This is a genomic window from Dactylosporangium fulvum, assembly GCF_025137375.1.
Classification (GTDB): domain Bacteria; phylum Actinomycetota; class Actinomycetes; order Mycobacteriales; family Micromonosporaceae; genus Dactylosporangium; species Dactylosporangium fulvum.
On sequence record NZ_CP073720.1, the window covers coordinates 8,176,075 to 8,196,839 of the forward strand.

Below are 20,765 nucleotides of genomic sequence, written 5' to 3' on the forward strand. Positions count from 1 at the left end.
GGTGGTCGGCAGCGGATCGTCAGTGGTCGGCGGCGTTCCAGTCGCGGCCCGAGCCGACCGAGACGCCGAGCGGGACGTCCAGCGGATACGCACCGCCCATCTGCTCGCGCACCAGGGCCTCGACCGCGTCGAACTCCCCCGGTGCCACCTCGAACACCAGCTCGTCGTGCACCTGGAGGAGCATCCGCGAGCGCAGGCCGGCCTCGCGCAGCGCGCGGTCGACGCGAAGCATCGCGACCTTGATGATGTCGGCCGCCGATCCCTGGATCGGGGCGTTGAGCGCCATCCGCTCGGCCATCTCCCGCCGCTGGCGGTTGTCGCTGTTGAGGTCCGGCAGGTAGCGCCGGCGGCCGAGGACCGTCTCGGTGTAACCGTCGCGGCGGGCCTGCGCGACGACCTGGCGCAGGTAGTCACGCACCCCGCCGAACGTCGCGAAGTACTCCTCCATGAGCACCGTCGCCTCGGCCGGCGAGATGCCCAGCTGCGTGCCGAGCCCGTAGGAAGACAACCCGTACGCCAAGCCGTAGTTCATCGCCTTGATCTTGCGGCGCTGGTCGGGGACGACCTCGTCGACCGGCACGGAGAACACGGACGAGGCGGTCGCCGCGTGGAAGTCGAAGCCGGAGTTGAACGCGTTGATGAGCGCCTCGTCCTTCGACAGGTGCGCCATGATCCGCATCTCGATCTGGCTGTAGTCGGCGGTCAGCAGTGTCTCGAACCCGTCGCCGACGACAAACGCACGGCGGATCCGCCGGCCCTCCTCGGTGCGGATCGGGATGTTCTGCAGGTTGGGGTCGGTGCTCGACAGGCGGCCGGTAGCGGCGACCGTCTGGAAATACGTCGTGTGGATCCGGCCGTCGTCGCTGATCGACTTGAGCAGGCCGTCGACGGTCGTCTTGAGCTTGGCCTGGTCGCGGTGGCGCAGCAGATGCTCGAGCAGCGGGTGGCCGGTCTGCGCGAAGAGGCCCCCCAGCGCGTCGGCGTCGGTGGTGTACCCCGTCTTGATCCGCTTGGTCTTCGGCAGCCCCAGCTCGTTGAACAGGATCTCCTGCAGCTGCTTGGGCGAGCCCAGGTTGAACTCGCGGCCGACCACCGTGTAGGCGTTCTGCGCGGCGGCCTTCACCTCCGCGGCGAAACGCGACTCGAGCTCGCTGAGATAGTCCGCGTCGGCGGCGATCCCGGTCCGCTCCATCTCGGCGAGCACCGTGACGAGCGGCAGCTCGACGTCGGCGAGCAGGCGCGCGGACAGGTCGCCGTCGCGACGCAGCTCCTCGGAGATGGCGTCGGCCAGGTCGAGGGTGGCGCGGGCGCGCAGCATCAGGTTTTCCTCGGCCTCGCCGGTGTTGCCGCCCAGCCCGTCGAGCGTGAGCTGCCCGTTGTCCGGTGCGTCGACGCGCAGCTCGCGCTTGAGGTAGCGCAGTGCGAGGTCGTTGAGGTCATACGACCTCTGGTCCGGCCGGGCCAGATAGGCCTCCAGGGCGGTGTCGCTCGCCACGCCGCTGAGCTGCCAGCCGCGGGCCAGGAACGCCAGCCGCGCCGGCTTGACGTCGTGGAGCACCTTCGGCCGGTCCTCCGCGGCGAGCCACGCGCCCACCGCCACGTCGTCGGCCTCGTCGAGCTCGGCCGGGTCGAACCAGGCGGCCGGGCCGTCGGCGATCGCCAGCCCCACGCCGGTGACGACCCCGGTGCCGCGGCCGAACTTGCCGGCGACCGCGACGCCGACCCGCACACCCGCGGGGGCGTGCTCGTCGAGCCATGCGCCGACCCCCGAGCGCAGCACCGTGCCCGACAGCTCGAACCCGGACTCGGCCTCCGGCTCCACCGCGTCGAGGTACTGATACAGCCGCTCCCGCAGCACCCGGAACTCCAGCGAGTCGAACACCTGGTGCACCGCCTCGCGGTCCCAGCCGCGCCAGCGCAGGTCCTCCGGGCCGATGGGCAGCTCCAGGTCGCCGACGAGCCCGTTGAGCTCGTAGTTGCGCATGACGTCGGCGAGGTGGGCGCGCACGTTCTCGCCGGCCTTGCCCTTGATCTCGTCGACCCGCGCGACGATCCCGTCGAGCCCGCCGAACTGCAGGATCCACTTCGCCGCGGTCTTGTCGCCCACGCCGGGGACGCCCGGGAGGTTGTCGCTGTCCTCACCGACGAGGGCGGCTTTCGCCCGGTAGAGGGACGGCGGGATGCCATACCGCTCTTCGACCCGCGCCGGTGTCATCCGGTCCATCTCGGAGACGCCGCGCTTGAGGTACAGCACGGTGACGGTGTCGGTGACGAGCTGGAACGTGTCGCGGTCGCCGGTGACGATCGAGGTCGGGATGCCCTGCTCGGTGGCTTGCCGGGCGAGGGTCGCGATGACGTCGTCGGCCTCGTAGCCCGGCTTCTCGATGAAGGGGATCCGCAGCGCGGTGAGGACCTCCTTGATGAGCGGCACCTGGCCGGCGAACTCGGGCCGGGTCTGCTGGCGGGTGGCCTTGTACTCCGGATACTTCTCCAGGCGGAACGTCTGGCGCGACACGTCGAAGGCGACCGCGACGTGGGTCGGCTGCTCGTCCTTCAACATGTTGATCAGCATGGACGTGAAGCCGAAGACGGCATTGGTCACCTGGCCCGTCTGCGTGGAGAAGTTCTCCGCAGGCAGGGCGAAGAACGCCCGGTAGGCGAGCGAATGCCCGTCGAGCAGCAGCAGCCTGGAGTCAGTCGAACCCGTCACACTTCGCGAGCCTAGTCCGCAGGTACGACACTTTCGGCTTCAGGCCCGCCGTCCACAACGCGGCTTTTGTCCGGAATGCCGAGACGGTCGGCCATGTCCGCCGCGCCGCCCGGGATTGGCCGACAAAGTCATTCGCGTCGCGGTTACGAACAGGAAGATTACGAACGCGCAACTTCCTCGCGCGTGTTGGGCCGAAGGCCTAGTGCCACGGGGTGAGTGTCATTAGGTTGTGCCTTCATCAGCGTCTTGGCATCTAGGCGCAACCACGCCTACCGCGCTGTTAAAAAGGAGACAGGTGATGATCCGCCCCAATCTCGGATGGCGCTCGGTCGCCGTGCTGAGCGCCGCATGCCTGGCGCTCGCCGCTTGTGGCGATAAGAAAGACGACTCGCCCAGCGCTGGTGCCACCAGCGGCGCTGCTGCCGCCGGCGACGGCGTGCTGAAGATCGGCACGATCCTGCCGCAGACCGGCTCGCTGGCCTTCCTCGGCCCGCCGGAGTTCGCCGGTGTCGACGTCGCGATCAAGGAGATCAACGAAAACGGCGGCGTCCTCGGCAAGCCGGTCCAGATCCAGCACATGGACTCGGGCGACACGTCCACGGACATCGCCTCCCAGTCCGTCAACAAGCTGCTGACCGACAAGACCGACGTCATCATCGGTGCGGCCTCGTCTTCCGTCTCGCTGACCGTGATCGACAAGATCACCGGCGCGGGTGTGGTGCAGATCTCGCCGGCCAACACGTCGACGGCGTTCACCACGCACAACGACAAGGGCCTCTACTTCCGCACCGCCCCGCCGGACACGCTGCAGGGCCGCGTCCTCGGTGACCTGATCGTCCAGGACGGCAACGCCAACGTCGGCATGCTGGTCCTCAACGACTCCTACGGTGTCGGCCTCGCCGAGAACGCCAAGAAGGAGATCGAGAGCGGCGGCGGCAAGGTCGTCAAGTCCATCACGTACGACCCGAAGGCCGCCGACTTCAGCACCGAGGTCGACGACATCGCGGCCGCCAACGTGGACGCGATCGCGATCATCGGCTTCGACGAGACCAAGAAGATCGTCCCGAAGCTGGTCGAGAAGGGCCTCAAGTCGAAGAAGTGGTACTTCGTGGACGGCAACATCGCCGACTACTCGAAGGACTTCGCTCCCGGCACCCTGAAGGGCTACAAGGGCACGCAGCCCGGCGCTGAGACCAAGCAGGACTTCAAGACCCGCGCCCTGGCGATCAACAAGGACCTCAAGGACTGGAACTACGCGGTCGAGTCCTACGACGCCACGATCCTCGCGGCCCTGGCCGCCGAGGAGGCCAAGAGCGACAACCCGGCCGAGATCGCCAAGCACCTGATCACCGTCTCCAAGGACGGCGAGAAGTGCACGACGTACAAGCAGTGCGTCGACCTGATCAAGGCCGGCAAGAACATCGACTACGACGGCCTCAGCGGCCCGATCTCCTTCAACGACGCCGGCGACCCGGCCGAGGCCACCATCGGTGTCTACACCTACGGTGACGACAACAAGCTGGTCTCGGAAGTCAAGTACCAGACCGGCAAGATCTGAGCCTGACCCCAGGCCATCAGGGCCCTCACCCGTTCACTCGGGTGAGGGCCCTTCCCTTTGGATTTTTTGATGGACTCGGGTCCGTGCAACGCACGACCGTCGCTCCCGCCAGACACCGGTCGGGCCTTGGCGGCCCTCCCTGCCATCGCCGTCGTGCCAAGCCCCCACCAGGCCGTGCCAAGCGCAAGCCCCGCCCAGGACGCACGCCCCGTGATCAAGGGAAAGATCCGGCCGCCCCGGAGCCTGTTGCGCAATTCGGATCCCTCGCGCGTCAACCCCGACAACCGCGCCGATCTTGGAGTTGTGGTCCTTGACAAACCCGGACAAATTCGGAGGTTCATGGCGCCACAACTCCAAGATCGGCGCGTAATTGGGCCGCCAACGCCGTCCCAGCGAATTACGCAACAGGCTCCCCGACGACCGGATTCGTCCCAGGATCATGAGCCACGGCCCTGGGCGAGCGGTCTCAGTGCGGCGCGTCCGGGCGGACAGCCAGCCGGCCCCGCCCCAGTGGCGGTGCAGTCTCGGTGCGCAGCTCCCGGGGCCGGTCGCCCAGTCTGGCGACGAGGGCCGCCGGCGTTGGAGCACAGGCGGTGCACGACGGGCCGGTGAAAGGGGGGCGGAACGGCCGAACAAGCTGATCCGGTCGAGACGGAATGCGCAAGTAAGGGATTGTAAAAAGGGCGTGAAAATGTACCACCGAAACAACTGTCACATGGGCACGAGAAATCCCGCGCCACCCGAGGATGGCGCGGGATTCTGTCCGGCAAAAACGATTCGTCAGGCGCGGGCGAGCGTCCCGAGGTACAACTCGATCACCCGGGGATCGTTGATCAGATCCTGACCCGACGCCGTGTATGCGTTACGACCCTGATCGAGGACGTAACCGCGGTCGCAGATCTGCAGGCATCGGCGGGCGTTCTGCTCGACCATCACGACCGTCACGCCGGTCGAGTTGATCTGCTTGGTCCGGAAGAACACCTCGTCCTGCAGGGCCGGGGACAGGCCGGCCGACGGCTCGTCCAGCAGCAGGACCGTCGGCTCCATCATGAGCGCCCGGGCCATGGCCACCATCTGCCGCTCGCCGCCCGACATCAGGCCGGCCCGCTGCCTGCGCCGCTCGGCCAGGGTCGGGAACAGCTGGGTGACGAACTCGAAGCGCTCCTTGAACCGCTTGGGCCGCAGGAAGGTGCCCATCTGCAGGTTCTCTTCGATGGTCAGCGCCGCGAACACGTTGTTGGTCTGCGGCACGAAGCCGATGCCCCGTTCGACCAGCGCGTGCGCCTTGAGGTTGGTGATGTTCTCGCCGCGCAGGGTCACCGACCCGGTACGGACGTTCACCAGCCCGAACATGGCCTTGAGCAGGGTGGACTTGCCGGCGCCGTTGGGGCCGATGATGCCGACCAGCTCGCCGTCGTGCACGTAGAGGTCGGCGCCGTTGAGGATGTTGATGCCGGGCAGGTAGCCGGCGACGACGTCGTCGGCGCGCAGGACGGCACCCTCGGCCTTGGCCAGGTGCTCGCTGCGGTCGACGACCTCGTTGCCGGTCGCGGGCGACGGGAGCTCTTCTTCGGGAAGGGCGGTCACTTGCGGTCCTTTCCGTCTTCGTCGTCGAGCTCGTCGACCGCCGGGACCAGCGTCACCGAGTCGCCCTCGTCCAGCGTGCCGGCGTCGATCTCCTCGCCGCCGACGCTCTTGACGGCACCGTCGTGGTGCGCGCCGAGGTACGCGTCGATGACCCGCGGGTCGGCCATGACCTTGTCCGGCGTGCCCTCGGCGATGACGCCGCCCTGGCCCATGACGATGATCCAGTCACTGATGTCGTGGACCATGTCCATGTCGTGCTCGACGAAGAGCACCGTCATGCCGTCCTCGCGCAGCTGCTTGACGTGGCCGAGCAGCGACTGCGTCAGCGCCGGGTTGACCCCGGCCATCGGCTCGTCGAGCATGACCATCTCCGGCTGCACCATGAGGGCGCGGGCCATCTCCAGGAGCTTGCGCTGGCCGCCGGAGAGGCTGCCGGCGAAGTCGTCCTTCTTGGCGATCAGCTTGAAGCGGGTGAGCAGGTCCTCGGCTCGCGCCGTGATCTCGGCCTCCTGCTGCCTCCAGACGCCGGGGACGAGCGCCCGCCAGAAGCCCTCGCCCTTCTGCCCGGTCGCGCCGAGGCGCATGTTGTCGATGACCTTGAGCTTCGACAGCGCCTTGGTGAGCTGGAACGTGCGGACCATGCCGGACCGGGCCACCTTGTGCGCCGGCACGCCGGACAGCGACTTGCCGTTGAACGTCCATGTGCCCTCGTCGGGCACGTCGAAGCCGGTCAGCAGGTTGAAGAACGTCGTCTTGCCGGCGCCGTTGGGGCCGATGAGCGCGGTGATCGAGCCGCGCTGGATCTCGACGTGCTTGACGTCGACGGCGGTGAGGCCGCCGAAGCGGCGCACCACGTTGTCGGCGACGAGGATCGGGTCGGGCTTCGGCACGCCCGGCTCGTTGGGCAGGTCGGCGAGGGCCGCCACCGCCCGGTCGCGGGCCGTGCGCCCGGTGGTCTCAGCGGACATCGAGCATGACCTCCCTCTTGTCGCCGAAGATGCCCTGCGGGCGGTAGATCAGCAGCAGGACCAGGCCGAGGCCGACCAGGATGTACCGGACCGAACCGGCCTGCGTGGTGCTCATGAACCAGTCGGGCAGGACCTTGTTGTTCGACATCTCGCTGAGCGTCGAGTCGATGAAGACCAGCAGCACCCAGAAGATCATCGAGCCGACGACCGGGCCGAAGACCCGGGCCGCGCCACCGAGGATCACGATCGTGTACGCGAAGAAGGTGAACTCGGTGCCGTAGGTGTCCGGCTGCACCGCCGCCCGGTCGAGGGCGAAGACGAAACCGCCGAGGCTGCCGATGACACCGCCCAGGACGAGCGCCTGCATCTTGTACGAGAAGACGTTCTTGCCGAGGCTGCGCACCGCGTCCTCGTCCTCGCGGATCGCCTTGAGCACGCGGCCCCACGGGCTCTTCATGAGCAGCCAGACGACGAGGCAGCTGAGCGCCACGAGGATCCAGCCGACGAGCAGGATCCACACCTCCCGGTCGGAGAAGGTGATCAGGCCGAGATCGATGCCGCCGCTGCCCGCGAACGGGTTCAGCGCGTAGAAGTCCTGCGAGAAGCCCTGCAGGCCGTCCGAGGCGCCGGTCCACTTGCGCAGGTCGGTGGCGCGGTAGAGGAGCCGGATGATCTCGGCCGAGGCGATCGTGACGATGGCCAGGTAGTCGGCGCGCAGGCGCAGCGTCGGGATGCCCAGCAGCAACGCGAGCAGGATCGACGCGCCGAGACCGATCGCGACGCCGAGCCACAGCGGCAGGCCGAACGTGGAGACGGTGATGGCGATGCCGTAGGCGCCGACGCCCAGGAAGGCCGACTGGCCGAAGTTGAGCAGGCCAGTGTATCCGAAGTGGACGTTGAGGCCGATGGCCGCGAGAGCGTAAGCAATGGTGGTGGACCCGACGATCGCTTCGAGCGACACGCTGAAGATGCTTTCCCAGTTCATCGTGTCCCCCTCAGCCGATCCGGGTCCGGCGGCCGAGGATGCCCTGCGGCCGGAAGAGCAGAATCAGGATCAGCGCCGCCAGCGCGCTCACGTTCTTCAACTCCGACGGAATCCAGTAGGTCGAGAACTGGATGAACAGGCCGATCACCAGGCTGCCCAGCAGGGCGCCCCACGCGGTGCCGAAGCCGCCGAGCGTCACCGCGGCGAAGATGAGCAGGAGGATCTGGAAGCCCATCTGGAAGCTGACGTTCTGGTAGACGCCGAGCAGGACACCGCTGAGTGCGGCCAGGCCGCCGCCGAGCGTCCAGACCAGCCGGATGATGCGGTCGACGTTGATGCCGGAGGCAGCGGCGAGGGCCGGGTTGTCGGCGACCGCGCGGGTCGCCTTGCCCAGCCGGGTCATCAGCAGCGCCATCGACACCGCCACCAGCACCGCGATCGCGATCGCGTCGGCGACGAGGTTCTTCGGCGCGATGAGGAAGGGCCCGTACTTCTCGCCGGGCTGGGAGTTGTACTCGGAGAAGGCGCGCGAGTCGCCGCCGAAGAAGTACAGGTACAGGTACCGCACGGCGAGCGACAGGCCGATCGAGATGATCATCATTGTGACCAGGTTGGTGCGGCGCTTTCGCAACCAGCCCCAGAACGCTCTGTCCTGCACGTAGCCCATGCCGGCGCCGATGGCGACCGCGATGACGCCCGAGAGCACCAGCGGCAGGCCGATGGTCACGTTGAACAGGAACGCCATCAGCGCGCCGAAGGTGACCAGTTCACCGTGCGCGAAGTTGGTCAGGCCGGTCGTACCGAAGATCAGCGAGATGCCCAGCGCGGCCAGCGCGATGATGAGCGAGAAATGGATGCCCGAGTAGAACAGGTTGGCGATCCGGTCCCATTCCGACGGCGCGGACGGCGCCGCCGGCTGGTTCTGGTTGCCCGTGGCCGTCCCGCCCGATCCCCCGCCGAGCGGGAACAGCACGTTTCGAGCCTGACCGTCGGCCACCGACGGCGTGAGGCTCGGCCGGCCGTTCGTCACCGTGACGCCGGACGGCAGCGTTGACTGGTCGAGGTCGACCTTGTAGCTCCCGGGGCCAGGCACCGGGACGCTCCATTTGCCCTGCTCGTCGGATGTGGCTTCGCCGACGGGCGCGCCGTCCTGGGTGAACGCTTTGATCTTGACGCCGGCGACCGGAGCGCCGTTGTTGGTCAACGTTCCCTGCAGTGCTTCGCCTTCGGCCCAGGCGCTTGTGGCGCCGACGCCGAAGGAGAGCATCACGCAGGCCAGGAAGGCCGTGAGCATGATCACGGCTCTACGCAATGGTGCTCCTCGAATCAACGGGTATTGGCGGGGGCCGTCCCGACCCTCGGGACTGGCGGATCATAGCCCGCGCCGTAAGGCAATTGCGGACCGTTACCAAGCCGTTATTCGATGTTGGAGGATGCCTGCCGAAACGCGTCGTGCGCTGGTAAAAGGTCAGGACTCCTGGGTTACGGAGCTGTTACCGCCGGCGGTTTCCGCGATGATCCGGTCGGCCACTTCCCGCATCGTCATGCGGTGATCCATAGCGGTCCGTTGGATCCATTTGAACGCCTGCGGTTCGTTCATGCCATAGGTCGCCATGAGCTGGCCCTTTGCCCGCTCGACGACCTTGCGGGTCTCCAGCCGGTCGGTGAGCGTGGCGACCTCGGCCTCGAGTATCGACAGCTCGGCGAACCGCGACACGGCGATCTCGACCGCCGGCACCAGGTCGCTCTTCTGGAACGGCTTGACCAGATAGGCCATCGCGCCTGCGGCACGCGCCCGCTCGACGAGGTCACGCTGGCTGAAGGCGGTGAGGATGACAACCGGCGCGATCCGGCCGCCGGCGATCTTCTCGGCCGCGGCCAGTCCGTCCATGATCGGCATCTTGATGTCCAGGATGACCAGATCGGGCTTGAGCTCCTCGGCGAGGCGCACGGCAGTCTCGCCGTCGCCGGCCTCGCCGACGACGTCGTAGCCCTCCTCGATGAGCATCTCCCGGAGATCAAGGCGGATGAGGGCCTCGTCTTCCGCGATGAGCACCCGACGGCTCTGTGCCTCGGCCACTAGCCACTCCCGATCAGATCCGACACGACACGACGGCGATTACCGTCGCGATCAGAGTAGTGGGTACCCTGGTGCGGCGTACTCGTCCCGGTATCCCAATCGGCAGAGGAACGGAGCTCAAACCTCCGACAGTGTGGGTTCGAATCCCACCCGGGGCACGCACAACAACCTGCTCGGCGCCACCATCGGCGGGCAATCCGGACAGACCGGGCGGGCTCGATCCCGCCGGCCGGTGTCGTGGAGACGTCAGTCACGCGGCCGTCCCTGCGGAAAACTTGCGACCGCACGGCGAATGCGGCGCTACTCCAAGCGTACGAAGCCTCCGGCGGAACGAGCCTCAGTCGAGAACGACCGGAACCGCGCCCTCCGTGAGGAGGTCGAGGCCGGCACCGCTGACAACCTGCGCAGGCTGCCTGTCACAGCCGGCGATGGCGGCCAGCCGTGCCACCGGGAGCCGCCCGGCCCGCAGCGCGGCGGCGAACACCACGTTGCCGAATCGGCGGCCGCGCAGCAGTTCCGGGCGCACCACCAGGCAGACGTCGTCGAAGGCCGTCCGCAACGTCGCGGCCTGACTCCGGGAGAACGCGAGCGGCGCCAGGTCGGCGACGTTGACCGCGTAGATGCCCTCGGGCCGCAGGACCCGCGCCACCGACGCCGCAAACGTCACGTCGCTGACGCTCTCCGGCATCTGCGCCGCCACGTACACGTCGCCGATGACCAGGTCGAAGTCCTCCGCCCGCCATCCCGCGACGGCGGATCGGGCGTCGTCGAAGACGATCTCCAGGTCGAAGCCGAGCGGCAGGATCCGCTGCACGAAATCGGCCAGCCGCCGGTCCCGCTCCACCACCACCTGGGCGGAGCCGGGCCGGGTCGCCTCGATGTACCGCGGCATCGTGAACGCGCCGCCGCCGAGGTGCAACACCCGGATGGGCCGCCCGGCCGGCGCCACGGTGTCCACGATCGAGCCGATCCGCCGGGTGTACTCGAAGCTGAGGTACGTCGGGTCGCGGACGTCGACGTACGACTGCTGGACCTCCTCGACCAGGAGCGTCCAGCCGCCCTTCCGCCGTGGGTCACGCAGGAGCCGCGCGGCGCCGAGGTCGACGTCCTCCGCGATCCCGTTGACGATGTCCCGCCAACCGCCGGCCACTTACGCGGGTGCTTCTTTCACGAGCTCCACCGGCACGCCGTCGGCATACCGGGCCTTGAAGAGCGGGGCGGCCCGGTCGACGTCCGCCGTGCCGACGACAACCACGCCGCGCACGAAGTCGGAGCTCACGCTGTTGACCTCGACGCCCTGCGACGACCAGTAGGCGTGGTCGTCGCTGACCTGGTCGTACCGCTTGGCGAGCTCGCCGGCGGAGAACCTGGCGTCGTGCAGCAGCACGCACGCGTCGCGGAACGTCGCGAGGACCCACGCGTCGAACTCGGCGGACGGCTTGCGGTAGACGTCGACACCCTCGTCGCCGACGCGGGCACCGGCGAAGACGGCGGCGAAGTCGGCCTCGCCCTTCTGCCCGATCTGGCCGGCCACGTCCACCGGGTCGACCGAGTCGGGCGACGGCGTGGCGGCGCAACCGGCGGTGCGGGTCGACGAGGAGCCGGTCGGGGAGGTGCCCGCACCGGAGGAGCCGGACGAGCAGGCCGTCAGTGCCGGCAGCGCCGTCACGGCAGCGAGCAGCCCCAGCACGAGTACACGTCGCATCGCGCCACAACCTACCCGAGGAAGCCCGGCAGCGGTGAAACCCTCATGACGCCGCTCCGCAGGACGAAAACATGGACATGGAGGCCGGTACCACCGTCATACGCAGCGTCGACGACGTGCTCGACGCCCGCGCGGTCACCACGGTCTTCCAGCCCATCGTCCGGCTCGACTCGTGGCGGCGCAAACGCCATGAGGTCGTCGGCTACGAGGCCCTCACCCGTGGCCCGGCCGGCACGCCGTGGGAGTCGCCGCTGGAACTGTTCGACGCCGCCGCGGGGCGGGGCCGCCTCGCCGAGCTCGACTGGATCTGCCGCGCGACCGCGTACCGCGCGGCGATGGACGCCGGCCTCCCGTACGGCCTGACGCTCTTCGTCAACGCGGAGCCGCGGGCGCTCGACGTGCCGTGCCCGCCCGACCTGGCGCCGACCATCCTCGACGCGCAGCTGCGCCTGCGGGTCGTCACCGAGATGACGGAGCGGGCCGTCGGCCACGACCTGTCGGCGCTGCTGACCGCCGCCGAGGCGTGCCGCGCCGCCGGGTGGGGCGTCGCCCTCGACGACGTCGGCGCCGAGCCCGCGTCGCCGGCGGTCATGCCGTTCGTCCACCCCGACGTGGTGAAGGTCGACCGGCACCTGACCCAGCGGCCGGACGGCGATTCCGCGGCCCGGGTCGTCAACGCGATCGTCGCTTACGCCGAACGGTCGGGCGCCGCCGTGCTGGCCGAGGGCATCGAGACCGAGGAGCACCTCGCCGCGGCGCTCGGCATGGGCGCCACCCTCGGCCAGGGCTGGCTGTTCGGCCGGCCCGGCCCGCTGCCGCCGGACGTGGCGGACCGGTGGTCCACGCTGAGCGTCCCGTTCGTGGTGCCGCCGGCGACCAGCGGCGGGCGCACCCCGTACGAGATCGTCGCCGCCCGCAGGCCGACGGCCGAGGCGACAAAACGCATGCTGCTGCCCCTCAGCCGCTACCTGGAGGCCAAGGCCCTGGACCCGGCGGAGCCGCCGATGCTGCTGGCGAGCTTCCAGGAGGGACGGTTCCTCACCCCGGCGACCGCCCGCCGCTACGCCGCGGCCGCCGGGACCGCCGCCCTCGTCGCCGCGCTCGCCACCGAACTGCCCGCCGAGCCGGCACCGGGCGTGCGCGGCACCGCGCTCGGCGGCGACGACCCGCTGCGCGGCGAGTGGAACGTCGTGGTCGTCGGGCCGCACTTCGCCGGCGCGCTCGTCGCCCGCGACCTCGCCGACACCGGCGACGACGCCGACCGGCGCTTCACCTACGCGCTGACCTACGACCGGGACCTCGTGCTCGACGCGGCCCGTGCGCTCCTGCACTGGATCGTGCCAACATAGGCGGTCATGAAGCGGGTGTTGCTCCTCGCACTGGTGGTCCTGGTGGCGCTCGGCGGCGCCGCGCTCGCCGGCAACGCACCCCGGCCGCAGGCGCCGCCGGAGCAGCCCGTGGTGATGCGCGTCGAGCTCACCCAGGGCCGGGTCGACGAGGTCCGGCACACCGTGCAGATCTCGATGAACAACGACGGCCCGGCGAAGATCACCGTCGTGCAGGTCGAGCTGCAGGCCCCGTCCTTCAAGGGCGTGGGTCCGGTGCAGGTCGACGCCCCGCTGCCGGTCGGCGGGCTGCGGGTCGACGTGCCGGTCTCCTACGGCACCGGCATCTGCAGCGGCGACGAGCTCAAGCCGCGCAGCGCCGCGTCGCACGTCGCGTTCAAGGTGCGCACGGAGGACGGCGCGGTCCACGACATCCGCCTGCCGCTGCCCGACCCCGACCCGATGCTCGACAAGCTCCTCACGATCGACTGCCGGCAGGCGTTCCTCGACCGGCAGGCCACGTTCACGTTCGGCCCCTGGACCCCGCTGCCCAGCGGCTGGGTCAACGGCACGGTCGTCGTCCGGCGGGTCGGGTTCCCGGGCACGATCACACTCCAGGAGTTCACCGGCAGCATCCTGCTGGAGGTCCTGCCGATCCCGCTGCGGGAGAAGACCCCGAAGCCGTACGGCGTGCTCCGCCCCGGCGAGGACGAGCTGCGCATCCCGATCGTCGTCGACGGCGAGCGGTGCACCCCGCACGCCCTCGCCGAGATCAAGAAGCCGTACGTCTTCCCCGCCTTCGTCAGCCTCGACGGCGGCGAGCCGCTGTACACCGAGCTGAAGATCACCGATACCGAGGTGGCCGCGTTCAAGCCGGTCATCGACGCGTGCGCGGCCGGCCACACCCAGATGTGAGCAGCGAGTTTTAAGCCAGACTTAGGTCGGTTGCGATGGGATACGGCGGGTGCCATGCTCGCAGCCGTGTCCGAGGTCGGTCGCCGCTTCCGCGCCGTACTTCCCGCGGTCGGCCTGCTGACGCTCGCCACCGCGGGCGTGCTGGGCATCTCCACGCTGCTCGGTTTCGCGCCGGCGCCGCCCGTCTGGCGGATCGTGCTGACCCTGGTGGCCGCGGCGCTGCTCGGCGTCGCCGCCACCGACCAGGTCCGCGCCGCCCTCACCGACTGGCGGGGCGCGACCGCGGCCGAGTCCGGCGCGCACCGCCGTCCCCGCCGCGGTGCGCCGCCCGCGCAGCGCCGCCCGGACCTGGAGCGCACCGGGGAGCACGCCGACACGGGTGTCTTCACCGGCCGCACCCGCCGGGTGCCGACCACGGACGACCTGTGGGGCGGCGAGGGCGCGGTGGCGACGGCTCCCCCGCGCGTCGAGGATCCGCCGACGGCCGGGCCGCCGCCGCGTCCCAGGCCGCCGCGCCCGTCGTGGGTCCGGCTCGCGGTCACCGTCCTGTCCGCGGTGGCGCTGGCGGTCCTGCTGTGGGTGCCGCAGGTGCCGGTCAGCGGCGTCGTGCGTGCCGTCGCGCAGTTCTTCTCCGGCTACGGCGCCTATGCCCTGCCCGTCCTGCCGCTGCTGCTGGCCTGGCCGCTGCCGCGCCTGCACCGCGAGCCGTGGCCGTGGCAGCTGCCGCTCGTGCCGCTGGTGGACCGCCGGCTGTGGACCGGCGAGGAGCTGCGCACGCTGGCCGTCGCCACGCTGATATTCGTGCGCGAGCGGGTCCTGACCCGGTCGACCGGCATCGTGCTGGCCGCACTGGGCCTGCTGCACCTGGTGCGCGGCAACCCGGATCTGCTCGACGGCGGCACCTCACGCGCCGGCGGCATCGTCGGCTTCCTGCTGGCCGAGCCGCTGCGCCTGGTCCTCGCCTCCGGCGGCGCGATCGCCCTGCTCGGCGGCGTGCTGGCCGGGGCCGCCGCGGTGGTCGCCGCGTCGGTGGGGCGGGCCTGGGGCACGGTCACCGGCTACGCGGTCCTCGCCGTGGCGCTCGCCGTGCCGCTCGGCGCGGTGGGCGCGGGCCACTGGCTGGGCTTCGAGTACTACCTGCGCACCGAGAACGGCCGGGTCGTCGTGGTCGCCGGCCTGTCGCCGGACCACCGGCAGGCGGTCCACGACACGTCGCTCACCGTCGACGGCCTGTCCCCCTCGCTGGTCGCGCTGTTCGACAAAGGGCTGCCGGTCGCGGACAACGCCGACGGCGACCGGATCGCCAAGGCCCTGGCCCGGCCCGCGGAGTCGGCGGCGGCGAGCTTCGTCGGCGACCAGTTCGAGCTCAGGGCCGGCGAGTGCTTCGACTGGATCGGCGGGTCGTCGCAGCTGCGGTACGTGGCGCCGTGCAACGGTGCGCACGTCGGTGAGGTCACGTTCGTCGGGCACCTGCCCTTCACCGTCGACCCCGGCAAGGCGGCGGTCGAGATCGCCTCGCGGGCCGTGTGCGAACAGTCCTACGGCGACTATCTGGGCGTACCGTTCGGGCAGTCATTCCTGCCGCTGGAGCAGCCGCTGCTGCCCGCCGGCCTGGACGGCGACGGCTGGCAGCCCAGGCCGGTGATCGCGTGCTGGCTGGGCTCGGTCGGCCCGTGGCCGCTGAAGGGCACGAAGACCGTGGCCGCGCTGCAGCAGAAGGTCTCGTGGGGTGCCGCCGGCGGCTGCAAGATCGAGGTGCCGGACGCGCTGCGGGTGACCGCCGAGCAGCCCAATGCGCGGTGCGTCGCGCCCGGCCCGGAGCAGAAGCTCAGCGTGCCGGGCGGCGGCTTCGCGATGGACCTGGAGTTCGCCGCGATCGGCAAGGCGGCGGGCGGGGCGAAGATCGGCGCCGGCTGCTTCGACGGGGCGAACCTGGCCAACGGGTACAGCTTCGAGGTGGCCGCCGACGGCATCATCGAGATCTACAAGCACGTCGGCGACCAGCACGTCAAACTCGGCGCGTCGGCGAAGCCGAAGAACGCCGGCCCGCCCACGACCGCGTCGACCCCGCTGCAGGTGACCTGCAAGCCGACGGTCGACGGCGGCGTGGAGCTGACGGCGTTCTCGACGGGCAGCCGCAAGGCCACGGCGGTGGACAAGAACGCCCCGATCACGGCGTTGAGCCCCCGCCTGGTCCTGTCGAACGCCGCCACGGCCGGCGTGGTGATGACCACGATGATCTTCAGCGCCACCCGCGTGTAGGACACCCATCGATCACGCGCGAGTCGGTGATCACCGGTAAGTGAGCGAGCGTTCGTTCTACAATGGGAGGGTGCCGCGCGTTTCCGAAGCTCACCTCGCCGCCCGCCGTCAACAGATCATCGAGGCGGCGACGCGCTGCTTCGTGCGCAACGGATTCCATCAGACCTCGATGCAGGACGTCATCAAGGAGGCCGGCCTCTCCGTCGGCGCGTTCTACCGATATTTCAGCAGCAAGGCCGAGCTGATCAAGGCACTCGCCGGCGAGAAGATCGGCACCATCCTCGGCACGGTCGACCAGTCGCTGCGCCAGGAGCCGATGCCGCCGCTGGACGAGGTGCTCGACGAGGTGCTGCGCCAGGTCGACCAGAACCTCACCGACGACGGGCCGGTGCGCATCGCGGTCCAGGTGTGGGGCGAGGCGGTGCACGATCCCGAGTTCGGCGACCTGGTGGCGGGCATCTATTCGCAGGTGCGGGAGAGCGCGACCGCCCTGGCGGCGCGTGCCCAGGCCGACGGCCAGCTCCCCCGCGACGCGGATCCGTCGGCGATCGGCGCGACGATCTTCGGGCTGCTCCAGGGGTACATCCTGCAGAAAGTGCTGCTCGGGCACCTCGATCGCGCCATGTATCTCGAGGGTGTCCGCGCCCTGCTGGGGGCCGGTGCACGGCAGACCGGCCCCCGTCACTGAGTCAGGACCGGACGATGCTCACGTCGTCGACGCCGGCCTCGACCAGGCTCGCCGTGCCGGAGTCGTTGGCCTCGACGAGGATCCGGACCGACTGCCCGGCGTAGGAGCTGATGTCGACGCTCGCCGACGCCCACGCGCCGGCCCGGTCGGACGCCGCGGCGGCCTGCGTGAACACGGTCGTCGTGGTGGCGCCGACGACGCGCACCCGCAGGAAGTCGGCGCTGGTCGCGTTGTTGAGGTGGGCGAGGTACCACGAGAACCGCAGCGTCAGCGTGCCCGCCGACGGCAGCGTGATCGCCGGGGAGCGGATGCTGGTGAGCCCGCCGTCGACGTCGTTGGCGCCCGCGCTCGACCCTGCGGCCGCGCCGGTCACCAGGTCGTACGAGCCGCTGACGGTGGTGCCGAGCTGCAGCGCGACACCGGAGGAGGTGGCCGCCGGGTCGCCGCGTTCGAACGTGCCGGACGTGGCGGTGTCGGTGCCGGAGGGATTCGCGGTCCAGCCGGTGGCTGTTTCGAAGGTGTCGCTCCAGACCGTGGTGCCCGGCGGGGTGGTGGTGCCCGTCGCCAGGGTCCAGACCGCGTACGCGATCGCGTCGGCGTTGCGGTCCAGCGCGGTGTCGTCGATGTTCGCGGTCGTGTCGCAGGAGCTGTGGTAGCAGCGGTCGAACGCCGTGCCGGACGCGCCGCCCCACTTGCTCGCCTGCGCCGCGGTCTTGCGGCCCTCGGCGCCCGTGAACGTGCCGCCCGCCGGGATGCCGGCGTTGATGAACGGCCCGTAGTCGGAGCGGCCGTCGAAGTCGGTACCTTCCGTCGGCACGCCGATCGACACGAAGTAGTCCTGCAGCACCCGCTCCAGCGCCGCGGAGCCGGCGGGGCCGGGGCCCGAGCCGACGCCGTCGGAGTTGTCGCCGTCGTAGATGAAGTAGCCGGGGTTCGGCGAGCCCACCATGTCGAAGTTCAGGTATGCCTTGATCTTCGACCGCTCGGTCGCGCCGAGGTTGTTGACGTAGTACGCCGAGCCGCGCAGGCCGAGCTCCTCCGCGCCCCACCAGCCGAACCGCAGGTGTTTGGTGGTCGTCAGCTGCTGCCGGGCGACCTCGAGCGCGACCTCCAGGATGGCCGACGAGCCGGAGCCGTTGTCGTTGATGCCGGGTCCCGCGGTGACGCTGTCGAGGTGCGAGCCGAGCATGAGCACGTCGTTCGGGTCCCCACCGGGCCAGTCCGCGATGAGGTTGTACCCCGTGGCGCCGTTGTACGTGAAGGACTGCACGACGGTCGTGTAGCCGGCCGCGTCGAGCTGCCCCTTCACGTAGTTCACGGAGGCCAGGTAGCCGGGGCGGCCGTGCGCGCGGTTGCCGCCGTTGGCGGTGGCGATGCTCTGGAGCTGGCTGAGGTGCGCCTTGACGTTGGTGACGGAGATGTTCGGCGCGGCCGCGAGCAGGATCTTGCCGGGCGCGCCGCTGGCCGGGCTCGCCGCGGCGGCGAGCGGGACGGCGGCGACGAGCGCCGCGGCGGCCGTGAGCAGGCGGGACGTCTTCACGTGGGCGTCTCCCTTGGATTGAGGGTCACAGCCCGTCGCGGTGGGATCAACCGTCCGTCGGCGGGCTGCCCGGAGTATCTCGACATACATCGACAAACGTCAACCTACCGATTGGCTCATACCATGAGCGCGTGCAGAAGGCTCTCGGCTGGGTCGGCTTCGCCGCGCACCTGGCAACCGTCGTGTGGTACGCCGCGTCCGGGCTGCTCGCCCCGGGCTGGGCGGTTGTCCTGCTACTGGTGATCTGGGTGGGGATGACCGTGTTCGCCCTGCGACTCGTGCGCGGCGAACGGCCACTGTGGACGCTCGCGGTCCCGGTCCTCGACGCGGCGATCTGGTTCGGCGTGCTCTCGTTCGGCGAGGCCGCGCTCGGCTGGACGGGCTGATGAACCACCGGTGACGTGTGCACCACGCGGGTGGGAACGCGGGTCGTGGCTGGTCGCGCCCGCATCGACCGCCCGTTATGGTGCGTGGCGGCGCCCACGAGGCGCCCCGACCATCACGGAAGGCACATCATGACCAACCCCTCCGGCACCACCCGGCGGCAGGTCCTCACCGTCGCGGCGGCAGCCGCCGCGGCACCGCTCGTGGCCCCGGCCGCGGCGTCGGCCGCCGAGGCGCACCGCCCCGGGACGCCGAAGACGTGGGACCTGACGCTGCTCGGCACGTCCGACACCCACGGCAACGTCTACAACTGGGACTACTACAAGGACGCCGAGTACGACGACAGCGCCCACAACGACGTCGGCCTCGCCAAGGTCGCGACGCTGGTCAACCGGATCCGCGCGGAACGGCGTGGCAGGGCGACGCTGGTCCTCGACGCGGGCGACACGATCCAGGGCACGCCGCTGGCGACGTACTACGCCAAGCAGGAGCCGATCACCAGCACGGGCGAGAAGCACCCGATGGCGCGGGCGATGAACGTCATCGAGTACGACGCGGTGACGCTCGGCAACCACGAGTTCAACTACGGGCTGCCGCTGCTCGACCTCTGGATCCGCCAGCTGGGCTTCCCGGCCCTCGCGGCCAACGCCGTCAACGTCAGGACCGGGCGGCCGGCCTTCGCGCCGTACGTCATCAAGAAGGTCGACCTCGGCAAGGGCGCCCCGACGCTCCGGGTCGGCATCCTCGGCCTCACCAATCCCGGCGTGGCCATCTGGGACAAGGCCAACGTCGAGGGCAAGCTGCGCTTCGACGACATGGTCGAGACCGCGGCGAAGTACGTGCCGGAGATGCGCCGCCGGGGCGCCGACCTCGTGCTGATCTCCGCGCACGGCGGCGACAACGGCACGTCCAGCTACGGCCCGGAACTGCCGAACGAGAATCCGTCGGCGCTCATCGCCGAGAAGGTTTCCGGCATCGACGCGATCCTCTTCGGGCACGCGCACAACGAGGTGCCGCAGCGTTTCGTCACCAACACCGCGACCGGCGCGCAGGTGCTGCTGTCCGAGCCGTCGAGGTGGGGCCAGCGGCTGACCCGCATGGACTTCACGCTGTCCCGCGACCGCGGCCGCTGGACGATCACGGCGAAGCAGGCCACCACGCTGAACACCAACACGGTCGAGGCCGACCCGAAGGTGCTGGCGGCGGTCCGGGCCCAGCACAACAAGACGGTGGCGTACGTCAACCAGGTCGTCGCCACGTCGACGGAGACGCTGTCGGCGGCCGAGTCGCGGTACAAGGACACGCCGATCCTGGACTACATCAACAAGGTCCAGACCGACACCGTGGCCGCGGCCGTCGGCACGGCGCTGCCGGTCCTCTCGATCGCCGCGCCGTTCTCCCGCACCGCCGTGTTCCCGGCCGGCGAGGTCAAGATCAAGGACGTCGCCGGGCTGTACATCTACGACAACACCCTGGAAGCGGTGGTGCTCACCGGCGCCGAGGTGCGCGCGTACCTGGAGTACTCGGCGAAGTACTTCGTGACGCTCGCCCCGGGCGCCCCGGTCGACCCGGCGAAAATCAGCGACTCGTCGGTGCCGGACTACAACTACGACACCATCTCGGGCGTCGAGTACGACATCGACATCAGCCGCCCGGTCGGCCAGCGCATCACGCGCCTGGTCCACCCCGGCACCGGCACCCCGGTGTCCGACACCGAGCAGTTCGTGGTCGCGGTGAACAACTACCGCCGCTCGGGCGGTGGCAACTTCCCCGGCATCGTGAAGCCCCAGGTCTACAACGCCCAGCAGGAGATCCGGCAGCTCCTGATCGAGTGGGCCCAGGCCAAGGGCTCAATCAACCCGTCCGACTTCTACGTCCCGAACTGGAAGCTCGTCCGCGAGGCCGTCCCCGTCTTCTGACCGCCGCCCCCTCTCCCTCCCCACGCGATCTTGGAGTTGTGGTCCCGGAAATGTCCGAAAAATGCTGACATAGCAAGGACCACAACTCCAAGATCGCGGCGTGCCTGGCCTGCCTGGCCTGCGTGGGCAGCGCGGCCAG

The 20,765-nt window shown here is 69.9% G+C and carries 16 protein-coding genes and 1 tRNA gene; 8 read left to right on the forward strand and 9 right to left on the reverse strand.

What is annotated here, in order from left to right; genetic code table 11:
* Positions 1-19: 19 nt before the first annotated feature.
* Positions 20-2,710 (reverse strand): DNA polymerase I, encoded by a 2,691-nt coding sequence (gene polA, locus Dfulv_RS37390; RefSeq protein WP_259858539.1) that lies wholly within the window; start codon positions 2,708-2,710, stop codon positions 20-22.
* A gap of 298 nt (positions 2,711-3,008) precedes the next feature.
* Between polA and Dfulv_RS37395 the strand changes: the two genes are divergently transcribed.
* Positions 3,009-4,268 carry an ABC transporter substrate-binding protein gene (locus Dfulv_RS37395; protein ID WP_259858540.1) on the forward strand — a complete coding sequence of 420 codons (1,260 nt, stop codon included), beginning with the start codon at positions 3,009-3,011 and terminating at the stop codon, positions 4,266-4,268.
* Positions 4,269-5,048: 780 nt separating this feature from the next.
* Here Dfulv_RS37395 and Dfulv_RS37400 read toward each other — a convergent pair.
* From Dfulv_RS37400 to Dfulv_RS37420, 5 genes are all read right to left on the reverse strand, one after another.
* Positions 5,049-5,855: an ABC transporter ATP-binding protein gene (locus Dfulv_RS37400; protein WP_259858541.1), complete on the reverse strand. Its 807-nt coding sequence runs from the start codon at positions 5,853-5,855 to the stop codon at positions 5,049-5,051.
* Positions 5,852-6,823: an ABC transporter ATP-binding protein gene (locus Dfulv_RS37405; protein WP_259858542.1), complete on the reverse strand. Its 972-nt coding sequence runs from the start codon at positions 6,821-6,823 to the stop codon at positions 5,852-5,854. Before Dfulv_RS37405 ends, Dfulv_RS37400 begins: the two co-directional genes overlap by 4 nt.
* The gene (locus Dfulv_RS37410) at positions 6,813-7,808 is read right to left on the reverse strand and encodes a branched-chain amino acid ABC transporter permease (protein ID WP_259858543.1); all 996 of its coding nucleotides are present in this window, start codon (positions 7,806-7,808) and stop codon (positions 6,813-6,815) included. Before Dfulv_RS37410 ends, Dfulv_RS37405 begins: the two co-directional genes overlap by 11 nt.
* Before the next feature lie 10 nt (positions 7,809-7,818).
* Positions 7,819-9,102, reverse strand: a complete 1,284-nt coding sequence (locus Dfulv_RS37415; RefSeq protein WP_259868846.1) for a branched-chain amino acid ABC transporter permease — start codon at positions 9,100-9,102, stop codon at positions 7,819-7,821.
* A gap of 174 nt (positions 9,103-9,276) precedes the next feature.
* Positions 9,277-9,864, reverse strand: a complete 588-nt coding sequence (locus tag Dfulv_RS37420) for an ANTAR domain-containing response regulator (protein ID WP_406568042.1) — start codon at positions 9,862-9,864, stop codon at positions 9,277-9,279.
* 108 nt (positions 9,865-9,972) lie between these two features.
* On the opposite strand from Dfulv_RS37420, the gene Dfulv_RS37425 reads away from it, so the two are divergent.
* A tRNA-Leu gene (locus Dfulv_RS37425) sits at positions 9,973-10,046 on the forward strand.
* Positions 10,047-10,225: 179 nt separating this feature from the next.
* On the opposite strand, the gene Dfulv_RS37430 is transcribed toward Dfulv_RS37425, so the two are convergent.
* Positions 10,226-11,038, reverse strand: a complete 813-nt coding sequence (locus tag Dfulv_RS37430) for a spermidine synthase (RefSeq protein WP_259858545.1) — start codon at positions 11,036-11,038, stop codon at positions 10,226-10,228.
* Positions 11,039-11,593 (reverse strand): hypothetical protein, encoded by a 555-nt coding sequence (locus Dfulv_RS37435; protein WP_259858546.1) that lies wholly within the window; start codon positions 11,591-11,593, stop codon positions 11,039-11,041.
* Between the two features lie 71 nt (positions 11,594-11,664).
* Here Dfulv_RS37435 and Dfulv_RS37440 point away from each other — a divergent pair, with 71 nt between their 5' ends.
* The 4 genes from Dfulv_RS37440 (at position 11,665) to Dfulv_RS37455 (ending at position 16,783) form a co-directional block, all read left to right on the forward strand.
* Entirely contained in the window at positions 11,665-12,942 is a 1,278-nt protein-coding gene (locus Dfulv_RS37440; protein ID WP_259858547.1) for a sensor domain-containing phosphodiesterase, read from the forward strand.
* Positions 12,943-12,948: 6 nt separating this feature from the next.
* The gene (locus Dfulv_RS37445; RefSeq protein ID WP_259858548.1) at positions 12,949-13,833 is read left to right on the forward strand and encodes a hypothetical protein; all 885 of its coding nucleotides are present in this window, start codon (positions 12,949-12,951) and stop codon (positions 13,831-13,833) included.
* A 66-nt stretch (positions 13,834-13,899) separates the two neighbouring features.
* Entirely contained in the window at positions 13,900-16,095 is a 2,196-nt protein-coding gene (locus tag Dfulv_RS37450; protein ID WP_259858549.1) for a hypothetical protein, read from the forward strand.
* Positions 16,096-16,165: 70 nt separating this feature from the next.
* Complete coding sequence (locus Dfulv_RS37455; protein ID WP_259858550.1) at positions 16,166-16,783, forward strand: TetR/AcrR family transcriptional regulator; 618 nt, start codon at positions 16,166-16,168, stop codon at positions 16,781-16,783.
* Position 16,784: 1 nt separating this feature from the next.
* Here the strand turns inward: Dfulv_RS37455 and Dfulv_RS37460 are convergent, their stop codons facing one another.
* Positions 16,785-18,323: a M28 family metallopeptidase gene (locus tag Dfulv_RS37460; protein WP_259858551.1), complete on the reverse strand. Its 1,539-nt coding sequence runs from the start codon at positions 18,321-18,323 to the stop codon at positions 16,785-16,787.
* Between the two features lie 131 nt (positions 18,324-18,454).
* Here Dfulv_RS37460 and Dfulv_RS37465 point away from each other — a divergent pair, with 131 nt between their 5' ends.
* Positions 18,455-18,709 carry a hypothetical protein gene (locus tag Dfulv_RS37465; protein WP_259858552.1) on the forward strand — a complete coding sequence of 85 codons (255 nt, stop codon included), beginning with the start codon at positions 18,455-18,457 and terminating at the stop codon, positions 18,707-18,709.
* Between the two features lie 129 nt (positions 18,710-18,838).
* Positions 18,839-20,626, forward strand: coding sequence for a bifunctional metallophosphatase/5'-nucleotidase (locus Dfulv_RS37470; protein WP_259858553.1), 1,788 nt, complete (start codon positions 18,839-18,841; stop codon positions 20,624-20,626).
* Positions 20,627-20,765 lie beyond the last annotated feature (139 nt).

Excerpts from the sequence above, each read along its gene's own strand:
- Dfulv_RS37395 (WP_259858540.1), top strand. The coding sequence starts at position 3,009 with ATGATCCGCCCCAATCTCGGATGGCGCTCGGTCGCCGTGCTGAGCGCC.
- Dfulv_RS37405 (WP_259858542.1), bottom strand. The coding sequence starts at position 6,823 with ATGTCCGCTGAGACCACCGGGCGCACGGCCCGCGACCGGGCGGTGGCG.
- Dfulv_RS37410 (WP_259858543.1), bottom strand. The coding sequence starts at position 7,808 with ATGAACTGGGAAAGCATCTTCAGCGTGTCGCTCGAAGCGATCGTCGGG.
- Dfulv_RS37415 (WP_259868846.1), bottom strand. The coding sequence starts at position 9,102 with ATGCTCACGGCCTTCCTGGCCTGCGTGATGCTCTCCTTCGGCGTCGGC.
- Dfulv_RS37435 (WP_259858546.1), bottom strand. The coding sequence starts at position 11,593 with ATGCGACGTGTACTCGTGCTGGGGCTGCTCGCTGCCGTGACGGCGCTG.
- Dfulv_RS37440 (WP_259858547.1), top strand. The coding sequence starts at position 11,665 with ATGGACATGGAGGCCGGTACCACCGTCATACGCAGCGTCGACGACGTG.
- Dfulv_RS37445 (WP_259858548.1), top strand. The coding sequence starts at position 12,949 with ATGAAGCGGGTGTTGCTCCTCGCACTGGTGGTCCTGGTGGCGCTCGGC.
- Dfulv_RS37470 (WP_259858553.1), top strand. The coding sequence starts at position 18,839 with ATGACCAACCCCTCCGGCACCACCCGGCGGCAGGTCCTCACCGTCGCG.